Below are 21,822 nucleotides of genomic sequence, written 5' to 3'. Positions count from 1 at the left end.
GAACGCCAGTCAGTGAGCGTCGCCCGTGACCGGCAAGTTCGATCGCGCATATTGCACAACACCACCAACAGGGAGACCCCAATGACGCATGAGATCACGCTACGCACGCTCTCGCAGCACGAGGTGCTGGCCTGCAGCGAGCAACTGGCTGACGTACTGATCGATTGCGTCGAAGGCGGGGCATCGGTCAGCTTCATGTTGCCGCTCACGCGCACGACGGCGCTACAGTTCTGGCACGACGTCGCCGCCGGCGTGGGGCGCGCAGAACGAACGCTCATCGTGGCCGAAGACAGTGCTGGCATTCTCGGCACCGTCCAGTTGATCACCGCGATGCCGGACAACCAGCAACATCGGGCTGACGTGGCCAAGCTGCTGGTGCGGCGCCGGGCGCGTGGTGCCGGGGTAGGTCGGCGATTGATGGAGGCGGTCGAGGGAGCAGCACGTACCCAGGGGCGCAGTGTGCTCGTGCTCGACACGGCCGACGCGGTCGCCGCGCGCCTGTACGAACGGTCGGGATGGCAGCGTGCCGGGGTGATACCGGATTTCGCGCATCTTCCCGACGGCGCGCTGTGCGCAACGACGTTCTTCTACAAGCGCTGCCAGCCGGTCGACGCAATGCGTGCCGAGCGGTAATACCGGCGTACAATACAACCGATTAAAACGAATTCAATGAATTCTCATTGAGCGCGCGCCTGGTGGGGAGTGGTTCTGGTGGCAATGAAGAAAAGTGCAGTGATGTTTGACGAGGTGTGCACCACGCAGGTGGCCGCGCACATGCTCGGCGTGTCGGTATCGCTGGTGCAGCAACTGGCCGAGACGGGTGTGCTGGAAGCCTGGAAAACCCAGGGCGGACACCGCCGCATTCCGCTCAAGGCTATCCTGGACTACAAGCACAAGCTGGCAGGGAGCACGGCGCGCGAAGGCGGCGGGCGCGCGAGCATTCTCGTGATCGAGGATAACGCCATCCAGCGCGCCCTGTACCAGCGCCAGTTCGGGGGCTGGGACCTGCCGGCAGAATGCATCTTTTGTGAAAACGGCTACCAGGCGCTGCTGGAGATCGCCCGTCGCCCGCCCGACATCCTGCTCGCGGACATCGTCATGGATGGCATCGATGGCTTCGAAGTGGTGCGCACTGTCATGACCGACCCGGAACTGGCAAACGTCAGCATTGCCATCCTGTCCGGACTACCCGCTGACGAACTGGCAGCGCGTGGCGGCGTCCCGGCGGGCGTGGTGTTTTTCCCGAAGCCGATCAACTACGACGAGCTGCGCGGTTATTTGCGCGCCAATCTCGCGCAACGTGCCCGCAAACCCGGGCCAGTGTAGCGAACAAGCCTCGCACAATCTCCAAATTTGTTAAATACAATTTATTAAATTAAATTAACGAATTTAAAGGTTTTAATGTAGACTCGTGGTCTACCGGGCGAGCCGGCATGGGCGCGTGATTCGCCGTTTCCATACCGCGCGCGGGCACCTCACAGGGTGCCGACCAATACCGACGGGGGCATGGGTGATCGCGGACACATCGATGGATGGCGTGCCATGGTGGCATCGCTTGCGACAACTGGATACGCGCAGCACGAGCGCCATGATCTGCGCGGCCCTGGTGCTGCTGCTCACGCTCGGGCTGGCCAGCTCGGCGTGGGTGTTGCGCGCTCGCGAGATCGACGACTGGGCCAGCGATCTCGACAACCTGACGCTGGTACTGGCCGAAAGCACGGCGCAATCGATGGCCTCGTCCAGCCTCGCACTCGACAGCATCATCGCCGCGCTGCCGACCGAGAATGGTGCCCCGGCAATGGGCGGCGAGGCCCTCTTTCGCACCATGAGCGACAAGATCAGCGGCCTGCCCCAGGCGGCCGTTGCCAGCATCATCGGCGCCGATGGTGCGATGCTCAATTCGACTCGCGCCTGGCCGGCCCCCGTCATTAACCTGTCCGAGCGCGATTACTTCGTTTACCACCGTGCACACCGCGGCACCGCCCTTCACGTCAGCCGGCCGGTGCGCAACAAGGTCAACGGCGCGTGGACGTTTTACCTCAGCCGCCGTCGCGAAACGCCCGATGGCCGCTTCGCGGGCGTGGCAGTGGTGGGCATTTCGTGCGCATCGTTCAACGATTTTTTCCATTCCGTCAGCCCCGGTCAGGAGGCGGCGATCTCACTGTTGTCGAGTGACCGGATCGTGCTGGCTTCGTGGCCGCAGCGTCATGCCATGATCGGCCAGCCGCCCGACACCGGCTCGAGCGCTGCTGAGCCACGCATGGTGGCGCAGCGGCCGGTTCGCAACTACCCGTTGATCATCGAAGCGTCGGTGCCCGAATCGCTGTTGACGAGCCATTGGTGGCGCAATCTGCGCCCGCTGGGGGCCATCGCGTTGACCGGTATGCTGGGCGTGGCCCTGGCCTTTGCCACGGTCCTGCGTATCGTCCGTCAGCGCGAGCGCGATGCCACCGAGGCGCTTGCGCTGAAAGCACAGGCCGAGGCCGCCAATCAGGCAAAGTCGCGGTTCCTGGCGATGATGAGCCACGAGATCCGCACACCGATAAACGGGATCGTCGGCATGTCCGAATTGCTGCTCGGCGCCGGCCTGGCGACTCCGCTGGACCGGTATGCGCGCACCGTGCACCAGAGCGTGCTCGAGCTGCTGCGCACCATCAACGACATCCTCGACTTTTCAAAGGTGGAGTCCGGTAACTTTGAAATGGTGCCGCAGGCGTTCGACCCGCTGCGCCATGCAGCGCAGCGGGTCGATTCGTACCGCATGAGCGCAGAGCGCAAACGCCTGGCGATCGTGCTGCGACCGGGCGTGCTGCCGCCGGCCATCATGGCCGACGCCGATCGCATCGGCCAGGTGCTGGGCAATTTGCTCAGCAACGCCATCAAGTTCACGCCGGCCGGCGGCGGCCCGATCGAACTGACCGTGCTGGCCCGGCGCGATCCGGAAGCGGCCGGCGGCTGGGTGCTGCTGTACCAGGTCGCCGATCACGGCATCGGCATCGAGCCGGCTGCGCAGGCGCGCCTGTTCCAGCCATTCAGCCAGGCCGACAACACCATCAGCCGCGTGTACGGCGGCACCGGCCTGGGGCTTGCCATCTGCCGGCGGATGGCCGACCTGATGGGCGGCAGTATCGACCTGGTACCGCGCACCGGGCCCGGTGCCTGTTTCCGCCTGCTCGTGCCTTGCAGCCTGGCGACGACACCGGTGCCCGACACCGTCACCGCATCCGGCCTGCGCACCACCGTGGGGTCGCCGCGCGTGCTCGTTGTCGAGGACACCGAGATCAACCGCGAACTGCTGCGGATCCTGCTCGAAAAGCTTGGCTGCCGGGTCGACGAGGCGGTCAACGGCGAGGCCGCGCTGACGGCGCTGGCGACCAGCACCTATGACCTGGTGCTGATGGATTGCATGATGCCGGTGCTCGACGGCTACGAGGCGTGCCGCCAGTTGCGCCAGCGCGAAGATGCCACCGGCGCGCCGCGCCTGGCGGTGGTGGCATTGACCGCCAGCGCCATCGACGGCGACCGCGAACGCTGCCTGGCGGCCGGCATGGACGATTATCTGAGCAAGCCCTTCACGGCGCAGCAGCTTGGCGACCTCGTGCGTCGCTGGACGCAGCCAGGCCGCTGACGCACTGCCCCTACCCCGGCAGCGTCATCGTGATCGTGATCGGCCGGCAGCATGGTGGTTCAGTGTGCTGCCGTCACCGGTACGGACGCGGCCAACGAGCGCGCAGCGGCCTCGGCGGCGCGGAAATCGAAGCGGCGCAGCGGATGCCACACACGATCGAGCACCGCCGCAGGCAGCATCGGTGCCAGCGCCGCAAGGCAGGTCTCGGCCGCGTCCAGCGCATCGGCCTCGAGCGCGTCCAGCAGACCGGTCAGGTGCGCGTGCAGCACTTCCGATGGTGCTGCCACCGGCGGCGCCACGGCCGGGGCAGGCCCGAGGTAATGGTCGATGGCGCGCCGCGCCTGTGCCAAGACCCGGTCCAGTGGCGCCAGGTCGACTGCAGCGGCGTCAGCGCCCGGCTCGCGCATCGCGGCGTACAGCAGGCTCTCGGCCTGATGGGCGGCGGCGTGCGTGGCAGGCAGGGCCAGGCTGGCTGCCACGCCGGCCAGTTTGTGGGCCAGCGCCGCCGCTTCTGCGGGCCGGCCGGCAGCCAGGCTGGCACGCATGTCCGCCACGCTGTCGCCATGCAGGTCGAGGAACTGGGCCAGATACTGTCGGTAGGCCGCACTGTCCAGCCACAGGGCAAGCCCGGCAGCCAGGTCGAGCGCATCGTTGTCGCGCTGTGGGGGCGTCTGTCCGGCCGTGGCGCCGCTGTTGCCGCACAAGCGCGCGAGCAACGCAAGCATCGCCGGCACGTCGAATGGCTTGCTCAGCACATGACACATGCCGGCCGCCAGCGCGGCCTCCTGCTGCTCCTTGAACGCACCGGCAGTGAGCGCGATCACCGGCAGGTCGTCGAACTGCGGCATGCGGCGCAACTGCCGGGTGGCCTCGATGCCGTCCATGACCGGCATCTGCACGTCCATCAACACGACGTCGGCCTGGTCCGGATGCGCCAGCAGCCAGTCCAGCGCCTGCCGGCCGTCGCCCACGCAGACGGTCTCGGCGCCCTGGTCGCGCAGGATGCGCTGGACCACCGCGCGGTTGATGTCGCTGTCGTCGACGACCAGCACGCACACGTCGCGCAGGACCTGCTCCGGGGATGCGTTGGCCGGGCAGGCTGGCGTGACGTTGACCTCGGTGGATGCCTGCAGCGACAGGCTGAAACTGAACACGCTGCCGCGCCCGGGCGCACTGTCGACGACCAGCGCGCCGCCCATCAGCGCGACCAGCTGGCGGCAGATGGTCAGCCCCAGGCCGGTGCCGCCGAAGCGCCGCGTGGTGGAGCTGTCGGCCTGGGTGAACGGCGAGAAGATCGCCTCCTGAGCCGTGGGGTCGATGCCGATGCCGGTGTCGTGCACGCTGAACTGGAGCAGCAGGACATCGCCATCGCGCCCCAGCAACGCGCAGCGCAGCGCGACCTGGCCCTTTGGTGTGAACTTGACGGCGTTGCCGGTCAGGTTGAGCAGCACCTGTTCCAGCCGCAACGCATCGCCAAGCACATTGCCGGCACCGTCAGGTGGCCCGTCGACGATCAGTTGCAGGTCCTTGCCGGCGGCGCCGATACGCATGCTGGTGGCGACCTTGTCCAGCAACTCGGCCAGGCAGAACGGTGCGGTCTCGATCAGCATGTGCCCGGCCTCGATTTTCGACACATCGAGGATGTCATTGACGATGGCCAGCAGGGATTGGCCGGACACGCGAATATTGTGCACCATGCTGCGCGCGTCGGCATCGATCGCACGCTGCTCGAGCAGATAGGCGAAACCGAGCACGGCGTTGAGCGGCGAGCGGATCTCGTGGCTCATATTGGCCAGGAACTCGGCCTTGCTGCGGCTGGCCGTCTCAGCCGCATAACGAGCCAGCAGCATCTCGGCCTCGGCGCACTTTTGCGCCGAAATATCCTGGGCGAAGACCAGCGTTGCCGGGCCGTCCGCCAGCTTCACTTGGGCCGTGGTCTTGTAGATCGGTACGCTGCAGCCCCACTTGCTCACGCCCATCGCCTCGAAATGCTGCTCAGTGGGGCTGTCGGCCTCGATCATGGCCTCTTGCAGCGCCAGGTCGGCCAGCGACTGCGTAGCGATCATTGCGCGCCAGCGCAGTCCGGTCAGATCGTCCGTTGCCGCATAGCCGTGCAAGACCCGGTAGCGCGGGTTGGAATAGATGAAGCGGCCGTGGCGCAGGATGGCGATGGCCAGCGGCGCGTCCTCGATCAGCGTGCGAAAACGCGCTTCGCTGTCATACACGCCCTGCATGGCGGCGCGCGCACGCGCCTGCTCGGTATCCTGCCTTGCCCACTGCGCTCCCTTGCGCTGCAAGACCGCCAGTGCCGCGCAGGCACCGGTTGCCAGTACGGCGAACAGCACGGCCAGCGTCAGCCCCTGGCGCCGGAGCGGCGCGGCGACTGCGGTCACGTCGCGGCTCAGGCCGATCACGAGCGGATAGTCCATGGCCAGCGCTGCTGGCGCGATCGTGGCCATCGCCATGACCCGCTGCTCGCCCGTGGTGTAGACCGTGCCTTCGAGTATCCCCGCCTCCCTGCCGCTGCTGCGGTGGCGCTGGAAGAACGTGCCCGGGCGCGCCAGGTTGGTGCCGTCGATGTTGCCCTTCGGCGGATAGTTCAGCAATTGCCGCCCGCCGCCGTGGATCACCACTGCCCAAACGTCGGGCGCATACATGGCGGTGCGGAACTGACCGGTGAAATATTCGGGGTCCAGGGTGGCGAGCACGAGTCCAGCGAATCGGCCCGCTGCGTCCGGCACCATGCGCGCGACCGTCACCACCTGGTCACCGCGGATCGACCGGAACGGCTCGGCCACGTACAGCGTGCGGCTGCTGGGGGCGCGCCGCACTGCCGCCACATAGTCGCGCCGGGAAAAATCGCGCCCGTACAGATCCTGGTGACTGGCAGCGCGCACCTGCCCGTCGCGGTTGAACACCATCATCGCACGCAGCCCGGGCATCGCGCCGACCAGCGCGGCAAGGCGACCGGACAGCGCGGCATCGGCGACGACGCCATCGGGCTCGCTCAGGTAATCGCGGACGACATCTTCCAGCGCTACATTGGTGGCCTCGAGATCGGTCTGGATATCGCGAGCCAATAGTGTGGTGAGCGACAGCAGGCGTGCCCGCTCACTGCTTTCGATACGCGCCACTTCGGTCAGATGCACGTAAGCGAGGCTGGCACCAATCAATACCAGTGCAGTCGCCAACATGGCGAACTCGACATACCGACGCCGCTTGACGGGCCCGAGGGGTGGAATGACCATTTTTCTCATGCTACACCTGGCTGGCGAAAACACAACGAAACCATGTCTGGCTTGCAACGAACGCGCTGCTATCTTCATACGTAGTTACATGGTGCACCACATGCGGCTTGTCGTAATACCGAACGTGAAAAATCGCAACACAACCACAAAAATAATTCAGTTTATTCGTTTTATTTGTGCACTTCGATTCTTATGACTTAAAATTGTTGCTGCAGTGAATCAAAATCGGTGGCGCATTACGCCCGCCCCATCTCAAGCAGGAGCCTTCCATGCGCAATAATTTTCCAGTTACCAATGTCGAAATCGAACTAAGCGACACGGACACCATCGTGTCGACCACCGATTTGCAAGGCAATATCACGTACGCCAACCCGTACTTCATTGCCATCAGCGGCTATACCGAGGATGAGCTGATCGGCGCCCCTCAGAACATTCTGCGCCATCCCGACATGCCGGTGGAGGCATTCGCCGACTTCTGGGCCACCATCCGCTCGGGGCGGTCGTGGACAGGCATGGTCAAGAACCGCTGCAAGAACGGGGACGCCTACTGGGTCATGGCCAACGCGACACCGGTCATGGAAAACGGCAAGGCCGTCGGCTACATGTCGGTGCGCACCAAACCCACGCGCCAACAGATCACGGCCGCCGCCGAACTCTATCGCAACATGAAGGCCGGTACCGCCGGCAATATCCGCTTCGAGCAGGGCATGGTGCGCGCCACAGGGCTGCGCGGGCGGCTGGCCGCCTTGACCAGGATGTCGCTGCGACGCCGCATCGCGCTGAACCTGACGGGCCAGTGCGCGTTACTACTGCTTCTGCTGGGTTTCCACCTGTTCGACGGCGCGACCCGGTTTGCCAATCTCGAGACCATGCTGACTGTGTTGACCGGCGCTGCCATCGCGTCGTTGCTGTACTTCTGGTACGCGCTGCACGCGACCCTGCTGCGCCCGATGGAAGCAGCGCGCCAGGCCTGCCAGGTCATGGCGGGGGGCGACCTGACCTCCGATTTCAGCAGCGACCGACAGGACGAAATGGGCCAGCTGGTGCGGGCCATGCGCCAGCTGCGCATCAACCTGCAGTCCATCGTGGGCGACGTGCGCAGCAACTTCCAGTTGATCAGCGTGGCGACCGCGGAAATCGCCACCGGCAATATGGATCTGTCGGGACGCACCGAATCCCAGGCATCGACGCTCGAACAGACGGCTTCCAGCATGGAAGAGCTGGCCTCGACCGTCCAGCAGAACAGCGCCAGCGTCGGCCAGGCCAGTACCATGGCCGAGGCGGCTGACGGCACCGCCGTGAGTGGTGGCCTGATCGTGGGCGAAGTGATCGCGACCATGGACCAGATCTCGCAGGCATCGCGCAAGATCGGCGACATCATCGGCATCATCGAAAGTATCGCCTTCCAGACCAATATCCTGGCGCTGAACGCGGCCGTCGAGGCGGCCCGTGCCGGTGAACAGGGACGCGGATTTGCCGTCGTCGCCAGCGAAGTGCGCAACCTGGCCCAGCGCAGCAACACCTCAGCGCAGGAAATCAAGCGGCTGATCGCAGCGTCCATCACGCAAGTCGAGGCCGGCGCCACCCTGGCCGCGCGCGCCGGGGCGACCACCCAGGAAGTGCAGGCGGCCGTGCGCAAGGTCAGTGGCCTGATGACCGACATCGCCGCCGCCTCGCGCGAACAGGTCGCGGGTATCGGCCAGGTCAACGACGCCGTCACGCAGATGGATGGCGTGACCCAGCAGAACGCCGCACTGGTGGAGCAATCGGCGGCGGCCGCCGCCGCGCTGCAGGAGCAGACGCTCAAGGTGATGCAGGCGCTGGCCGTGTTCAAGCTGGTGCGCAGTGCAGCACCAACGCCAGCGCCCCGCCGTCATCCGGGCGTCAAGCGCGACGCCGCGCTGCAACTGGCCATGCCATGATCGGGAGCGGTCGGCAGGCAGCGCCGGTGGCGCGTGCCGGACTGAAGAAGGTCGCCATTGAGCAGCTGCGGTTAGGAATGTATGTGGAACAACTGTGCTGCTCGTGGATCGACACGCCATTCTGGCAATCGTCATTTCTGATCGAATCGGCAGCGCAGCTCGAACGCATCGCGGCCAGTCGCGCCGCCGACGCCTGGATCGACACCGAACGCGGACTCGATGTAGCGTCCACCCCGGATGCGCGCGCCATGGCGCCGGCCACCCCGCCGCCGCCCCAGGCACCGGGAACGGCGTTTCGCTTCCGCAGCGCTGCGCATTCCACCATGGAAGACGAGCTCGGCCGCGCCGCCGTGCTGCTCAACGCATCGAAACGGGCACTGTTCGACATGTTCAACGAAGCGCGCATGGGCTGCGCGGTCGAGCTGCGCCACGCCATGCCGCTGGTCGAATCCATCGCCAACTCGGTACTGCGCAATCCCGGCGCGCTGATCGGCCTGGCGCGCCTGAAGACGGCCGACAACTACACCTATATGCATTCGGTGGCCGTCTGCGCGCTGATGATCGCGCTCGCGCGCCAGCTGGGCCTGGACGACCATCTCACGCGCGAACTGGGCCTGGCCGGTCTGCTGCACGACGTCGGCAAGATGGCCGTTCCGGCTGACGTGCTCAACAAACCTGGCAGCCTGACCGAGGACGAGTTTTGCGTCGTTCGCGGCCACCCGGAAAAGGGTCACGCGATGCTGCTGGCCTCACCCGACGTCGGCCCGGTAGCCCTGGACGTCTGCCTGCACCACCATGAGCGGCCCGACGGCCGGGGCTATCCCCACCGGCTCTCCGGTGACGCTGTGGGACTGTACGCGCGCATGGGCGCGGTGTGCGACGTGTACGACGCCATCACCTCGAACCGGCCTTACAAGGCCGGCTGGTGCCCGGCCGAATCGCTGCGGCGCATGGCCGAATGGGCCCGCGCCGGCCAGTTCGACGAGGCCGTGTTCGCCGCCTTCGTCAAGTGCGTCGGCATCTACCCCGTGGGCACGCTGGTGCGCCTGCAATCGGGCCGCCTCGGCGTCGTCGCGGAACAGCCCTGCGGCAAATCGCTGCTGCTGCCCAAGATCAAGGTGTTCTTCTCTACGCGAGCACGGGCTCATATCCGGCCGGAGTTGATCGACCTGGGGGCGCCGGGTGCGCGCGATGCGATTGTCGGGTGCGAGAGCGCTGCGGACTGGGGCTTGCACGACATCGATCACCACTGGCTCGGTGACAGCATTGGGAAGACGCCCTGAATGGTGGGTTGGCCGCAGCGTGAATGCGGCGTCCGGGCAGAAAAAAGGCCAATCCGGAGATTGGCCTTTTCTTGAATCTATTGGTCGGGGCGAGAGGATTCGAACCTCCGACCCCGTGCACCCCATGCACGTACGCTACCAGGCTGCGCTACGCCCCGACTAGTCAATAATTATATCAGAGCCACAAAAAAAATCTTGCGCTTTTGCCATACCTATCGAGGCAGTATGGCCTGGCGCTCGCCCCCGCCTACTTCCACTCCCCCCGCAACGTCATCACCTGCTGCTGCAGATATTCCGGCGTCGCCAGTTCGGGCGCCACTGGCGTGCCCACCGCCAGCGACAGTTGCGAGCGCATGCCGCGCGCGATGCGCCGGCCGAACAGATTGCCCTGGTCGCGTGTGAACCAGCTGCCCCACAGGCCACGCAGCGCCATCGGGATCACCGGCACCTTGTTGCGTTCGATGATTTTGGTGATGCCGCTCCTGAATTCGCTCATCTCGCCCGTCTTGGTCAGGCGCCCTTCCGGGAAGATGCAGACCAGCTCGCCGTCATGCAGCGCGTGCGCGATGTCGACGAAGGCCTTTTCCATCGTCCACGGGTCTTCCTTGGCCGGCGCGATCGGGATCGCATTGACCGCGCGGAAAATCCAGCGCAGGAACGGCGTCTTGAAGATGCGGTGGTCCATCACGAAGCGGATCGGGCGCGGGCTGGCCGCATTGATGACGATCGCATCGACGTAGCTCACGTGATTGCAGACCAGTACCGCCGGGCCATCGGCCGGAATGTGCGACGTATCGATCATGCGCACGCGGTACACGGTATGGATCAGGATCCAGGCCAAAAAGCGCATCAAAAATTCCGGTACCAGCGAGAAGATGTAGATCGCCACCACCGCATTGAGCAGCGCCGTGGTCAGGAACAGTTCCGGGATCGTGAAGCCCTGCCCCAGCAGCAGGATCGCCACGCCGGCCGAAACGACCATGAACATCGCATTGAGGATGTTCATGCCTGCGATCGTGCGCGAGACGTGCTTCTGGTCGCAACGCGTCTGGATCAGCGCGAACAGCGGCACGATGAACAGGCCCCCGAACACACCGATCATCACCAGGTCGAACAGGATGCGCAAGGCCCCCGGTTGGCTCAGCAGCGCCATCCAGTCGACGATCGTGCTGCATGCCGTAAAGCCCGCGCTGGCGAAGTACAGATCAATGCCGAAGAGCGACAGGCCGATCGAGCCGAACGGCACCAGGCCGATCTCGACCTTGTGGCCCGACAGGCGCTCGCACAGCAGCGAGCCGGCCCCGATGCCGAGCGAGAACACGGTGAGCAGCAGCACGAACACGCTATGGTCGCCGCGCAGGTAATCCTTGGAGAACACGGGAAACTGGGCCAGCAGCAGCGCGCCATAGAACCAGAACCACGAGTTGCCGAGCATCGACAGGAACACGGTGCGGTTCTTACGCGAGTACGCCAGGTTACGCCACGATTCGGCAATGATGTTGCGGCTGATGCGCAGCTCGGGCACCGGTGCGGGCGAAGGCGGGATGCGCCAGCTGGCCAGCAGGCCCAGCACGGCAAACAGCACCGTGGCGCCGGCCACCAGCATGATGCCGCTCGGCCTGCCAACCAGCACCGCGCCGGCCACTTCTCCCAGCAGGATACCGACGAACGTCCCCATCTCGACGACGCCATTGCCGCCGACCAGTTCGTCGGACTTCAGGTGTTGCGGCAGGTAGGCGTACTTGACGGGACCGAACAGCGTCGAGTGCATGCCCATGCCGATGACGGCTGCGATCAGGAGCCACAGATTGTGCGTCATCCAGCCGATACCGGCCACCAGCATGATCGCGATCTCGGCGATCTTGACGATGCGCGCGAGCCTGGCCTTGTCGAACTTGTCGGCGAGCTGGCCGGCCGTGGCCGAAAACAGCACGTACGGCAGAATGAACAGGCCGGGGATCAGGTTGTTGATGAGCGACGGGTCGAGCGTGGTCCAGTTCAGCGCGTCGTAGGTCATCACGACCAGGAGTGCCGTCTTGAACAGATTGTCGTTGAACGCGCCCAGGAACTGGGTCCAGAAAAAGGGGGCGAAACGGCGCTGGGTCAGCAGGGAGAATTGGCTCGGTTGGCGCATGCTGGAGGGCTCGGATGACTAGGATGCCGTAATGTACAACGGCAAGCACGGCCGGACAAAGCATGTTTCTCATATTCATGCTTGCGTATTCGCATCTGATACCGAAGGTCGTCACCGGCGATACGAAACAGCCCAGAAGAATCGCGCGGTACTACCCGGCCCGCATGGCGCGGGTGGCCACGCGGCCACCCTGCCCGACTTATCCAAGCGACTCCAGTCGAATCCGCGTCACCTTGCCAATCACGGCCGGCATCGCCTCGATCCTGGCAATCGCCGCATCGATGCTCTTTTCCTGCGTCTGGTGCGTGAGCATGATGATGTCGATATCGGTCTGGTCGCCCGGCTCTTTCTGCAGCACGGCGTCGATCGAAATATTGCCGTCGGCCAGGATGCGCGTCAGGTCGGCCATCACGCCCAGCTGATCCTGCACGTGCACGCGCAGGTAATAGCTGGTGGTGATGTCGGCCATCGGCATGATCGCCACGTCGCTCATCTGGTTCGGCTGGAACGCCAGGTGCGGCACGCGGCCCGACGGGTCAACGGTGGCCAGGCGCGTCACGTCGACCAGGTCGGCGATCACGGCCGATGCGGTCGGCTCTGCGCCGGCGCCCTTGCCGTAGTACAGCGTGACGCCGAGGGCGTCGGCATGCACCAGCACGGCGTTCATCGCGCCCTCGACATTGGCGATCAGGCGCGCGGCCGGGATCAGGGTCGGGTGCACGCGCAGCTCGATGCCTTCGCCAGCGGCACCCGTCGTGCGGCGGGTGATGCCCAGCAGCTTGATGCGGTAGCCGAGCTGTTCGGCGTAGCGGATATCCACCGCCTGCAGCTGGCTGATGCCTTCGACGTAGGCCTTGTCGAACTGCACCGGGATGCCGAAGGCGATCGCCGACATGATGGTGAGTTTGTGCGCGGCGTCCACGCCTTCGATGTCGAAGGTCGGGTCGGCCTCGGCGTAACCCAGCGCTTGGGCCTGCCCCAGCACGGTGGCGAAGTCCAGGCCCTTGTCGCGCATTTCGGACAGGATGAAGTTGGTGGTGCCGTTGATGATGCCGGCCACCGATTCAATGCGGTTGGCGGTCAGGCCTTCGCGCAGCGCCTTGATGATCGGGATGCCACCGGCCACGGCTGCCTCGAACGCGACGATCACGCCTTTTTCTTGCGCGGCCGCGAAAATCTCGTTGCCGTGCAGCGCCACCAGCGCCTTGTTGGCGGTGACCACGTGCTTGCCATTGGCAATAGCTTGCAGCACCAGTTCGCGCGACAACTCGTAGCCGCCGATCAGCTCAACGACGATGTCGATATCGGGATGGTTCACCACGGCGAACGGGTCGCTGACGACGGCCACGCCATCACCGGTGACGGCGCGTGCGCGCTCGGTATTGCGCGCGGCGACCATCGTCACTTCAATGCCGCGGCCGGCGCGGCGGCGGATGTCTTCCTGGTTACGCTTGAGTACGTTAAAGGTGCCGGCACCAACGGTGCCGATGCCCAGCAGGCCAACTTGAATCGGTTTCATAAAATCTGTTTCTCGTGAGGTCTGGGCGCGACGCGCTGATTCAAGCGTGGCGCCGTCGGTAACCGTCGAGGAAGCGCGCAATGCGTCCGCAAGCGTCGGTCAGGTCGTCGGAATTAGGCAGGAACACCAGCCGGAAATGGTCCGGGGCGATCCAGTTGAAGCCGGTGCCTTGCACCAGCAGCACTTTTTCCTCGGTCAGCAGTTCGCAAATGAACTGCTGATCGTCCGTGATCGGGTACATCTTCGGATCGAGGCGCGGGAACATGTAGAGCGCAGCTTTTGGCTTCACGCAGGACACGCCCGGTATATCGGTAAGCAATTTGTAGGCGAGATCGCGCTGCCGGAGCAGGCGCCCGCCTGGGCCCACCAGCTCGTTGATACTCTGGTGCCCGCCGAGCGCGGTCTGGATCGCAAACTGGCCCGGCGCGTTGGCGCACAGGCGCATCGAGGCCAGCATGTTCAGGCCATCGATATAGCCCTTCGCATGGCGTTTTTCGCCCGACACCACCATCCAGCCGGCACGGTAGCCGCACGAACGGTAGTTCTTCGACAGGCCATTGAGTGTCACGAACAGCACGTCGTCAGCCAGCGAGGCCATCGAGACGTGCTCGGCCATGTCGTACAGCGTCTTGTCGTAGATTTCGTCGGCGTAGATGATCAGCTGATGCTGGCGCGCCAGTTCGATAATCTCGAGCAGCACTTCGCGCGGATACAAGGCGCCCGTCGGGTTGTTGGGGTTGATGACGACGATGGCGCGCGTGTTGGGCGTGATCTTGCTGCGCATGTCGGCGATGTCGGGCATCCAGCCGGCGCCTTCGTCGCAGATGTAGTGGCGCGGCGCGCCGCCGGCCAGGCTCACGGCGGCGGTCCACAGCGGGTAGTCGGGCGCCGGCACCAGCACTTCGTCGCCATTGTTCAGCAAGCCCTGCATCGACATGACGATCAGTTCCGATGCCCCGTTGCCCAGGTAGATGTCGTCGATCGTCACGCCGGTGATGTTTTTCTCTTGCGTGTAGTGCATGATCGCCTTGCGCGGCGCGAACATGCCCTTGGAATCGGTATAACCGGCCGCGCCGTGCATATTGCGGATCATGTCGCTGACGATTTCGTCCGGTGCATCGAAGCCGAACACGGCCAGGTTGCCGATATTGAGCTTGATGATTTTCTGGCCGTCTTCTTCCATCTGGCGCGCCTGCTCCAGAGCCGGTCCGCGGATCTCGTAGCAGACGTCGTCGAGCTTGTTCGATTTGGCAATCGGTCGCACAGTATCCCCTGGAAAAACGCCTGCACTGTTGCAGTGCGCAAAAATACCATTCTGCCCAAAGCGCACGGTTTAGGCAACCTTGCCGATCCGGTTACAATGGGTATCCGCACAGTCACCGCATCCGATGCGCCCACTTCGCCTATCGCCATGAAGCTCCATTCCGACAATACCCAGCAATACCAGACCGTTACCGGCGTCGATGCCAGCGGCGTCGAGATCAACGCCCAGCGTTTCGACTACAGCCTGACGCTGCTGCCAGAGGTCCCGCCGCGTCCCTGGCCCGTGACCGATTTCGATCAGCTCACCGCCGCCCACTTCGATGAACTGGCGCTGGATGCGCCGGACGTCGTCATCCTCGGCACCGGCGCGCGCCAGCGGTTTGTGCATCCGCGCCTGGTCACCAGTCTGTCGAGCCGGCACATCGGCGTGGAAAGCATGGACAACGGCGCCGCCTGCCGCACGTACAACGTGCTGATGGGCGAAGGCCGCAAGGTGACGCTGGCCCTGATCCTCGAACGCACCGCATGAATCGATACAATACCGGGTCAACGGGCCCGGAATCGTTTCAATCGGGGTAAATATTGCGATTCTGCCCACGACAGTACTAGCGGCGGATAGCGCCGACGGATTATCATGGGATGCCGCTCCCCGCCATGGCGCGCCGGGAGGGTCACCCTGCAGCTGCGCTGCGACCGTCAGGAGAAACCCGTGGCCGAGAGCCAACTTGCAACCTTTGCCCCCTTCACTGCCCCGATGACGGGCGAGAAACCGTTTGAACTGCTCGGGCGCCCCGCCAAGTACACGGTGCTGTACTTTTACCCGAAGGACAATACCCCTGGCTGCACCACCGAGAGCATCGCCTTTCGCGAAGCGTATCCTGCCTTCCAGGCACTGGGCACCGACATCTATGGCTTGTCCCGCGATTCGCTGCGCTCGCACGAGAATTTCAAGTCCAAGCTCGGTCTGCCGTTCGAGCTGATCTCGGACGCCGACGAAGCCGTGTGCACGCAATTCGACGTCATGAAGATGAAGAACATGTATGGCAAGAAAGTACGGGGGGTCGAGCGCAGTACGTTTGTGATTGACGCTCAAGGCCGATTGGTGAAAGAATGGCGTGGCGTGAAGGTCAGTGACCACGTGACTGAAGTGCTGGAATTTCTGAAGAGCCAGCCCTGATATTGGCTGGCTCCAGTTTGTTCAACCTGCTGGATCGCTACCGCCTATTTTGAGTCGACCTGTAATTCAACCTGTCCTGTATCTGTATTTCTCCCATCCGGTTGCCCGCCGGGCCGGCGCATTTGCCGGCTCGGCCGTGTTGCAACAGTTCAACCGCAATTCCCCATATCCCTGTTTAGTCGCGTCATCTCGTGCGCCAGCGCCATGTGGCCCGCGCGCGCACGGTCTTCCAGACTTTTTTTAGATTGAGAACCTGATGCCACTGCCAAAAATACCGAATGAACCAGCGACCATGCTGCTGGTCAAAGATTACCCAAAGGCCGAACCCGGTCGTTCGCCCGTGCGTTCGATCTCGGCCAAGCCCGACCCAGAAGTCGATGACCTGATCAGCGGTCAAGCCGTGCCGACGCCGAAGTCGCGCGCACGCCGCAAAGCGCAAGACACCCTCGCCGCCGCGCAAGCGCCGGTGCGCGCTGCCCCGGTTGCCGAAGCGAAGCCACAGGCTGCGCCGGAAGCTGCACCAAAAGCTGCACCCCAAGCTGCACCTCAGGCGCCGAACGTTGCCCCGATCTCGGCCAAGCTGCGCGAGCAGGATGCCGAACAACTGCACTCCACCAAGCACAAGCCGGTGGATGCGCAGCTCAAGTCGTCCACCAGACGCAAGGCCGACCATTCGGGCCTGACCAAGGTGTTCGTGCTCGACACCAATGTGTTGATGCATGACCCAAGCTCGCTGTTCCGTTTCGAAGAACACGACGTCTATCTGCCGATGATGACGCTCGAGGAACTCGATAACCACAAGAAGGGCATGTCCGAAGTGGCGCGCAATGCACGCCAGGTCTCGCGCACGCTCGACGCCCTGATCGCCAACGTCGACGACGACGCGATCGAGTCCGGCATTCCGCTGTCCAAGCTGGGCAACAAGGATGCCAAGGGCCGCCTCTTGTTCCAGACCCGCCTGACCAGTGCGCCACTGCCCGAAGGCCTGCCGGAAGGCAAAGCCGACAACCAGATCCTGGGCGTCGTGCGGGCACTCGAGCAGCAGCAGGCAGGCCGCGCGATCGTGCTGGTGTCGAAAGACATCAATATGCGCATCAAGGCGCGCGCCATCGGCTTGCCGGCCGAAGATTACTTCAACGACCACGTGCTGGAAGACAGCGACCTGCTGTACTCGGGCGTCGTCCAGCTGCCGGACAATTTCTGGGACACGCACGGCAAGGACGTCGAATCGTGGCAGGAAAACAAGAACGGCAACTCCGCGACTTACTACCGCGTGACCGGCCCGCTGATTCCGACGCTGCTGCCGAACCAGTTCGTGTACATGGAGCCGAAGGATGGCCAGTCGCCGCTGTATGCCCAGGTCAAGCAGATCGACGGCAAGACCGCCGTGCTGCAAACCCTGCGCGACTATAGCCACAACAAGAACAACGTTTGGGGCATCACGGCGCGCAACCGCGAGCAGAACTTCGCGCTGAACCTGTTGATGAATCCGGAGTGCGATTTCGTCACGCTGCTGGGCCAGGCCGGTACCGGCAAGACCCTGCTGGCCCTGGCCGCCGGCCTGGCGCAGGTGCTCGAAACCAAGCTCTACAACGAGATCATCGTCACCCGCGTGACGGTGCCGGTCGGTGAAGACATCGGCTTCCTGCCAGGCACCGAGGAAGAGAAGATGTCGCCATGGATGGGCGCATTCGACGACAACCTCGAAGTGCTGATGAAGTCGGACGGCGATGCCGGCGACTGGGGTCGCGCGGCAACGCAAGACCTGATCCGCTCGCGCATCAAGATCAAGTCGCTCAACTTCATGCGCGGCCGCACCTTCGTCAACAAGTTCCTCATCATCGACGAAGCGCAGAACCTGACGCCCAAGCAGATGAAGACGCTCGTCACGCGCGCCGGTCCTGGCACCAAGATCCTGTGCCTGGGTAATATCGCGCAGATCGACACGCCGTACCTGACCGAAGGCTCGAGCGGCCTGACCTATGTGGTCGATCGCTTCAAGGGCTGGAACCACGGTGGCCACGTCACGCTGGCGCGCGGCGAACGCTCGCGCCTGGCCGATCACGCCAGCGACGTGCTGTAATCGTTTTGCGGTCTGCTCCGTGCAGACGCAGTCCTGAAACGCCCGCCCTCACCGGCGGGCGTTTTTTTTGGCGCAGTCAACGTTAAATAGAGCTGAGCTTTGAACTGATGAGCGGCCCCATGGTCCAACCCCTGTCGCCAGTGTCAGGAGTCGATCATGAAAGCGCCACGTTTCAAACGTTGGTTCGCAACATTGCCATCGCTGAACGGGGCGCAGCGTCGTCAAGTGCTCGATGCGCTGCACCCTGCGGCCGGCCTCGACCAGGTCGTTGCGCTCATCGCCCAGGCCAGGGCACCAGGGCGCTGTTGTCCCAGCTGTGGCGACGCACGCTGCAACCGGCACGGGTTTGCCAACGATCTGCAGCGTTTTCGCTACTGCAATTGTGGGCGCACTTTCAACGACCTGAGCGGCACGCCACTGGCGCGGCTCAGGCTCAAGACCAAATGGCTCGCCTACTCCCAGGTGCTGCTGGACTCGCTCCCCGTGCGCAAAGCCGCAGACCGGGTCGGCGTGCACCGCAATACCGCCTTCCGATGGCGCCACCGCTTTCTCGCTTGGGTCAAGCTCGACCGGCCCGCCGCGCTGAACGGCATCGTCGAGGCTGATGAGACGTTCCTGCTCGAATCGCAGAAGGGCTCGCGCACACTCGACCGCCCACCCCGTCGGCGGGGCGGGCGCGCCGCCCGGCGCGGCATTTCCCGTGAGCTCGATTGCATCCTCGTGGCGCGCGACCGCAACGGGGGCACCATTGACGCCGTCACTGGCCGCGGTGCGCTGACGGCCGCACAACTCGAACGCGGCTTGCTGCCCAGGCTCGATCCACAGGCGCTGCTGGTCAGCGACAGCCATGCCGCCTACCGCGCCTTTGCACGCAAGCACAGGATCGCGCACGAGGTGGTGAATCTGCGCGCCGGCGTGCGCGTCAGGCGCCTGGGCAACCTGGCTATCCACGTACAGAACGTGAACGGGTATCACCAGCGCTTCAAGGCCTGGCTGATGTGCTTTCGTGGCGTAGCGTCACGCTACCTGCCCAATTACCTGGGCTGGCGCTGGGCCCTCGATGGGGGGCGGGTAAGTTCCCCGGAACAGTTGCTGCGCATCGCAGTCGGCGCCATCAACAGATAACGTTGACTGCGCCCTGTTTTGGCACGGCATTTCTGGGTCACAACGTCTCCAAGGATGACAAACCCGCTATGATCGAAACTATATAGAATTATCCCGAGTTCATCTGGCAGGGAATGCACCATGAAATTTCGTTTTTGGGGAGTACGTGGGTCGATCCCGGCACCGGGGCCACGCACGGCGCGTTATGGCGGCAACACGACCTGTATCGAAGTACGCACCGACGACGACACGCTGATCGTGCTCGATGGCGGCACCGGCCTGTTCCCGCTGGCCCAGCACCTGCTGGCCCGGCCTCCCGTGCACGCCAATATCTTCATCACGCACAGCCACTGGGATCACATCCATGGCCTGCCCTTCTTCACCCCGCTGTTCGTCAAGGGCAGCCGCGTGCGCCTGCATGGGGCGCATGATCCGATCACGGGAAAAGGCATCGAACACGTGATGGGCGTGCAGCTGCAAAGCAGCTATTTTCCGGTAGGCGAAACAGACATGAGCGCCACGATCGAGTACTGCACGCTCACCATCGGTGAGCCGCTCGCGGTGGGCGATGCACTGGTTTCCAACGTAGTGACGAACCACCCGGTAACCAACCTTGGCTACCGCATCGATTGCAACGACACATCGGTGTTCTTCACGGGGGACCACGAACCCTGGTACAACCCGCATGCTGCGGACCACCCGCAGCATGCGGCGGCCGAACTGCAGGTACGCGAGGCCGAGCGCCGCATGGACGCCGTGATGGGGAGCGTGGACGCGCTGATCGTCGATTGCTCGTACACGCGCGACGAATACCCGTCCAAGCGCGGCTGGGGCCACGGCACGTTTGACGGCGCCATTGCGATGGCGCTACGCGTTGGCGCACGCACGCTGTATTGCACGCACCACGAACCGACCCGCGGCGACGATGAGCTCGAGGCTGTCTTTGCCGACGTGACGGCGCGCCACGCCGGGTGCCTGGGCAACCTCCAGGTGCTGCTGGCCTACGAAGGCCTGGAAGTCGATCTCGGCTAGCGCACTTTACGCCCATGCTCACCTGTCAAATCTGTCAGGGTGGCGCGCGCCGGCACCGGCTTAGAATGGGGCGCGGCTGTCAATACCGAACAGCCACTTTCCCGAGCCTGCTTCCATGCCCCTCCCGCTGACATCACTCCTCACCTCGTGCGCTGCCGCCCTGCTGCTGGCCGCTTGCACCAGCCCTGCCCCTGACGGCGCGAAGACCGCAAGCGTGCGCGAAGAACGCACTACCCCAATCGGCACCTACCTGCCGCGCAAGAAAGGCCAGACGGCCAACAATGCCGGTACGGTCAGCGACATCGAGCGCGAGAACATGAAAAACTCCGGCGTCGGCACGGGCGCGATGACGCAGCATTGAAAAAAAAACGGCGCCGAGGGCGCCGTTTTCGATGGTGATCCAGCCGCAATCACATGATCTTGGTGCCGATCCACCAGGCCACCGCCGCCATGAAGGCCGATGCCGGAATCGTGAAGATCCAGGCCCACACGATATTGCCAGCCACGCCCCAGCGCACGGCCGAGGTCTTGCGCGCGGCGCCCACGCCGACGATGGCGCCGGTGATCGTGTGCGTCGTCGACACCGGAATGCCGAACGCGCTCGAGAGCAGCAGCGTGACCGCACCGCCCGTTTCGGCGCAGAAGCCGCCAACCGGCTTGAGCTTGGTGATCTTCTGGCCCATGGTCTTGACGATGCGCCAGCCGCCGAACAGCGTACCGAATGCGATCGCCGCGTAGCACGAGATGATCACCCAGGCCGGTGGATACTCGGCCGTCGCGCTCGTGTAGCCCGCGGCGATCAGGAGCATCCAGATGATGCCCATCGTCTTTTGCGCGTCGTTGCCGCCGTGGCCCAGCGAATACGCCGCAGCCGAGACCAGCTGCAGCTTGCGGAACAAACCGTCGACCTTTCTGGGCGTGGACTTCACGAAGATCCAGGCCACCATCAGCATGATGATCGAGCCCAGCGCAAAGCCCAGCAGCGGCGCGACGACGATGAACGCCACGGTCTTGATCAGGCCACTCGAGATCAGCGAACCGGTGCCCGCCTTGGCCACGGCCGCGCCCACCAGGCCGCCGATCAGCGCGTGCGACGACGATGATGGAATGCCGTAGTACCAGGTGATGACGTTCCAGGAGATCGCCCCGACCAGGGCACCAAAGATCACGTAATGGTCAACCACGTGCGGATCGATCGTGCCCTTGCCGATGGTTTGCGCGACTTTCATGTTGACCACGAAGATCGCGATGAAGTTGAAGAAGGCCGCCATTGCGACGGCGTGCTGGGGTTTCAAAACCCCGGTCGAGACCACGGTGGCGATCGAGTTTGCCGAATCGTGAAAACCGTTCATGAAGTCGAATACCAGTGCCAGGAGCACGAGCATTCCCAGCACGTAGATGCTGATGTTGAGATTATCCATGGTTATGC

16 protein-coding genes and 1 tRNA gene are annotated in these 21,822 nt (G+C 64.1%); 11 read left to right on the top strand and 6 right to left on the bottom strand.

The genetic code is table 11. The features are described from left to right. Positions 1-81 precede the first annotated feature (81 nt). The 3 genes from RCH14_RS05715 (at position 82) to RCH14_RS05705 (ending at position 3,628) form a co-directional block, all read left to right on the top strand. On the top strand, positions 82-633 hold the full coding sequence (locus tag RCH14_RS05715; protein ID WP_343025193.1) for a GNAT family N-acetyltransferase: 552 nt from the start codon (positions 82-84) through the stop codon (positions 631-633). Positions 634-717: 84 nt separating this feature from the next. Continuing rightward, positions 718-1,326 carry a response regulator gene (locus tag RCH14_RS05710; RefSeq protein WP_343025540.1) on the top strand — a complete coding sequence of 203 codons (609 nt, stop codon included), beginning with the start codon at positions 718-720 and terminating at the stop codon, positions 1,324-1,326. A 229-nt stretch (positions 1,327-1,555) separates the two neighbouring features. Beyond that, positions 1,556-3,628, top strand: coding sequence for a response regulator (locus RCH14_RS05705; protein ID WP_343025192.1), 2,073 nt, complete (start codon positions 1,556-1,558; stop codon positions 3,626-3,628). A gap of 59 nt (positions 3,629-3,687) precedes the next feature. Here the strand turns inward: RCH14_RS05705 and RCH14_RS05700 are convergent, their stop codons facing one another. Further along, on the bottom strand, positions 3,688-6,822 hold the full coding sequence (locus tag RCH14_RS05700) for an ATP-binding protein (RefSeq protein WP_343025191.1): 3,135 nt from the start codon (positions 6,820-6,822) through the stop codon (positions 3,688-3,690). Positions 6,823-7,145: 323 nt separating this feature from the next. Between RCH14_RS05700 and RCH14_RS05695 the strand changes: the two genes are divergently transcribed. Both RCH14_RS05695 and RCH14_RS05690 read left to right on the top strand, forming a co-directional pair. Beyond that, positions 7,146-8,798, top strand: coding sequence for a methyl-accepting chemotaxis protein (locus RCH14_RS05695; RefSeq protein WP_343025190.1), 1,653 nt, complete (start codon positions 7,146-7,148; stop codon positions 8,796-8,798). Next, a complete protein-coding gene (locus tag RCH14_RS05690) occupies positions 8,795-10,081 on the top strand; it encodes an HD-GYP domain-containing protein (RefSeq protein ID WP_343025189.1) in 1,287 nt (428 codons plus the stop codon). Before RCH14_RS05695 ends, RCH14_RS05690 begins: the two co-directional genes overlap by 4 nt. Positions 10,082-10,162: 81 nt before the next feature. On the opposite strand, the gene RCH14_RS05685 is transcribed toward RCH14_RS05690, so the two are convergent. The 4 genes from RCH14_RS05685 to RCH14_RS05670 form a co-directional block, all read right to left on the bottom strand. Beyond that, positions 10,163-10,239 (bottom strand) — tRNA-Pro (locus tag RCH14_RS05685). Positions 10,240-10,328: 89 nt separating this feature from the next. Further along, positions 10,329-12,215 (bottom strand): MFS transporter, encoded by a 1,887-nt coding sequence (locus tag RCH14_RS05680; protein WP_343025188.1) that lies wholly within the window; start codon positions 12,213-12,215, stop codon positions 10,329-10,331. A gap of 199 nt (positions 12,216-12,414) precedes the next feature. Continuing rightward, positions 12,415-13,734 carry a homoserine dehydrogenase gene (locus RCH14_RS05675; RefSeq protein WP_343025187.1) on the bottom strand — a complete coding sequence of 440 codons (1,320 nt, stop codon included), beginning with the start codon at positions 13,732-13,734 and terminating at the stop codon, positions 12,415-12,417. Between the two features lie 40 nt (positions 13,735-13,774). Further along, positions 13,775-14,998 carry a pyridoxal phosphate-dependent aminotransferase gene (locus RCH14_RS05670; protein ID WP_343025186.1) on the bottom strand — a complete coding sequence of 408 codons (1,224 nt, stop codon included), beginning with the start codon at positions 14,996-14,998 and terminating at the stop codon, positions 13,775-13,777. 147 nt (positions 14,999-15,145) lie between these two features. On the opposite strand from RCH14_RS05670, the gene RCH14_RS05665 reads away from it, so the two are divergent. The 6 genes from RCH14_RS05665 to RCH14_RS05640 all read left to right on the top strand — a co-directional run bounded on the left by RCH14_RS05665 (position 15,146) and on the right by RCH14_RS05640 (position 20,754). Beyond that, the gene (locus RCH14_RS05665; protein ID WP_343025185.1) at positions 15,146-15,526 is read left to right on the top strand and encodes an Mth938-like domain-containing protein; all 381 of its coding nucleotides are present in this window, start codon (positions 15,146-15,148) and stop codon (positions 15,524-15,526) included. 180 nt (positions 15,527-15,706) lie between these two features. Continuing rightward, a complete protein-coding gene (locus RCH14_RS05660) occupies positions 15,707-16,174 on the top strand; it encodes a peroxiredoxin (protein ID WP_343025184.1) in 468 nt (155 codons plus the stop codon). A 256-nt stretch (positions 16,175-16,430) separates the two neighbouring features. Next, on the top strand, positions 16,431-18,257 hold the full coding sequence (locus tag RCH14_RS05655) for a PhoH family protein (RefSeq protein ID WP_343025183.1): 1,827 nt from the start codon (positions 16,431-16,433) through the stop codon (positions 18,255-18,257). Between the two features lie 156 nt (positions 18,258-18,413). Further along, entirely contained in the window at positions 18,414-19,382 is a 969-nt protein-coding gene (locus tag RCH14_RS05650) for an IS1595 family transposase (RefSeq protein WP_343025182.1), read from the top strand. A gap of 120 nt (positions 19,383-19,502) precedes the next feature. Beyond that, positions 19,503-20,393, top strand: coding sequence for an MBL fold metallo-hydrolase (locus RCH14_RS05645; protein WP_343025181.1), 891 nt, complete (start codon positions 19,503-19,505; stop codon positions 20,391-20,393). A gap of 115 nt (positions 20,394-20,508) precedes the next feature. Continuing rightward, entirely contained in the window at positions 20,509-20,754 is a 246-nt protein-coding gene (locus RCH14_RS05640; protein ID WP_343025180.1) for a hypothetical protein, read from the top strand. A gap of 49 nt (positions 20,755-20,803) precedes the next feature. Here RCH14_RS05640 and RCH14_RS05635 read toward each other — a convergent pair whose 3' ends face one another. Beyond that, positions 20,804-21,814, bottom strand: a complete 1,011-nt coding sequence (locus RCH14_RS05635; RefSeq protein WP_343025179.1) for an inorganic phosphate transporter — start codon at positions 21,812-21,814, stop codon at positions 20,804-20,806. Between the last annotated feature and the right edge of the window lie 8 nt (positions 21,815-21,822).

The organism is Massilia sp. MP_M2, from assembly GCF_039123635.1.
In the GTDB taxonomy this organism is placed as follows: domain Bacteria; phylum Pseudomonadota; class Gammaproteobacteria; order Burkholderiales; family Burkholderiaceae_D; genus Telluria.
Note: the sequence above shows the minus strand (reverse complement) of the source record. Positions and strands in the feature narration are given on the sequence as shown.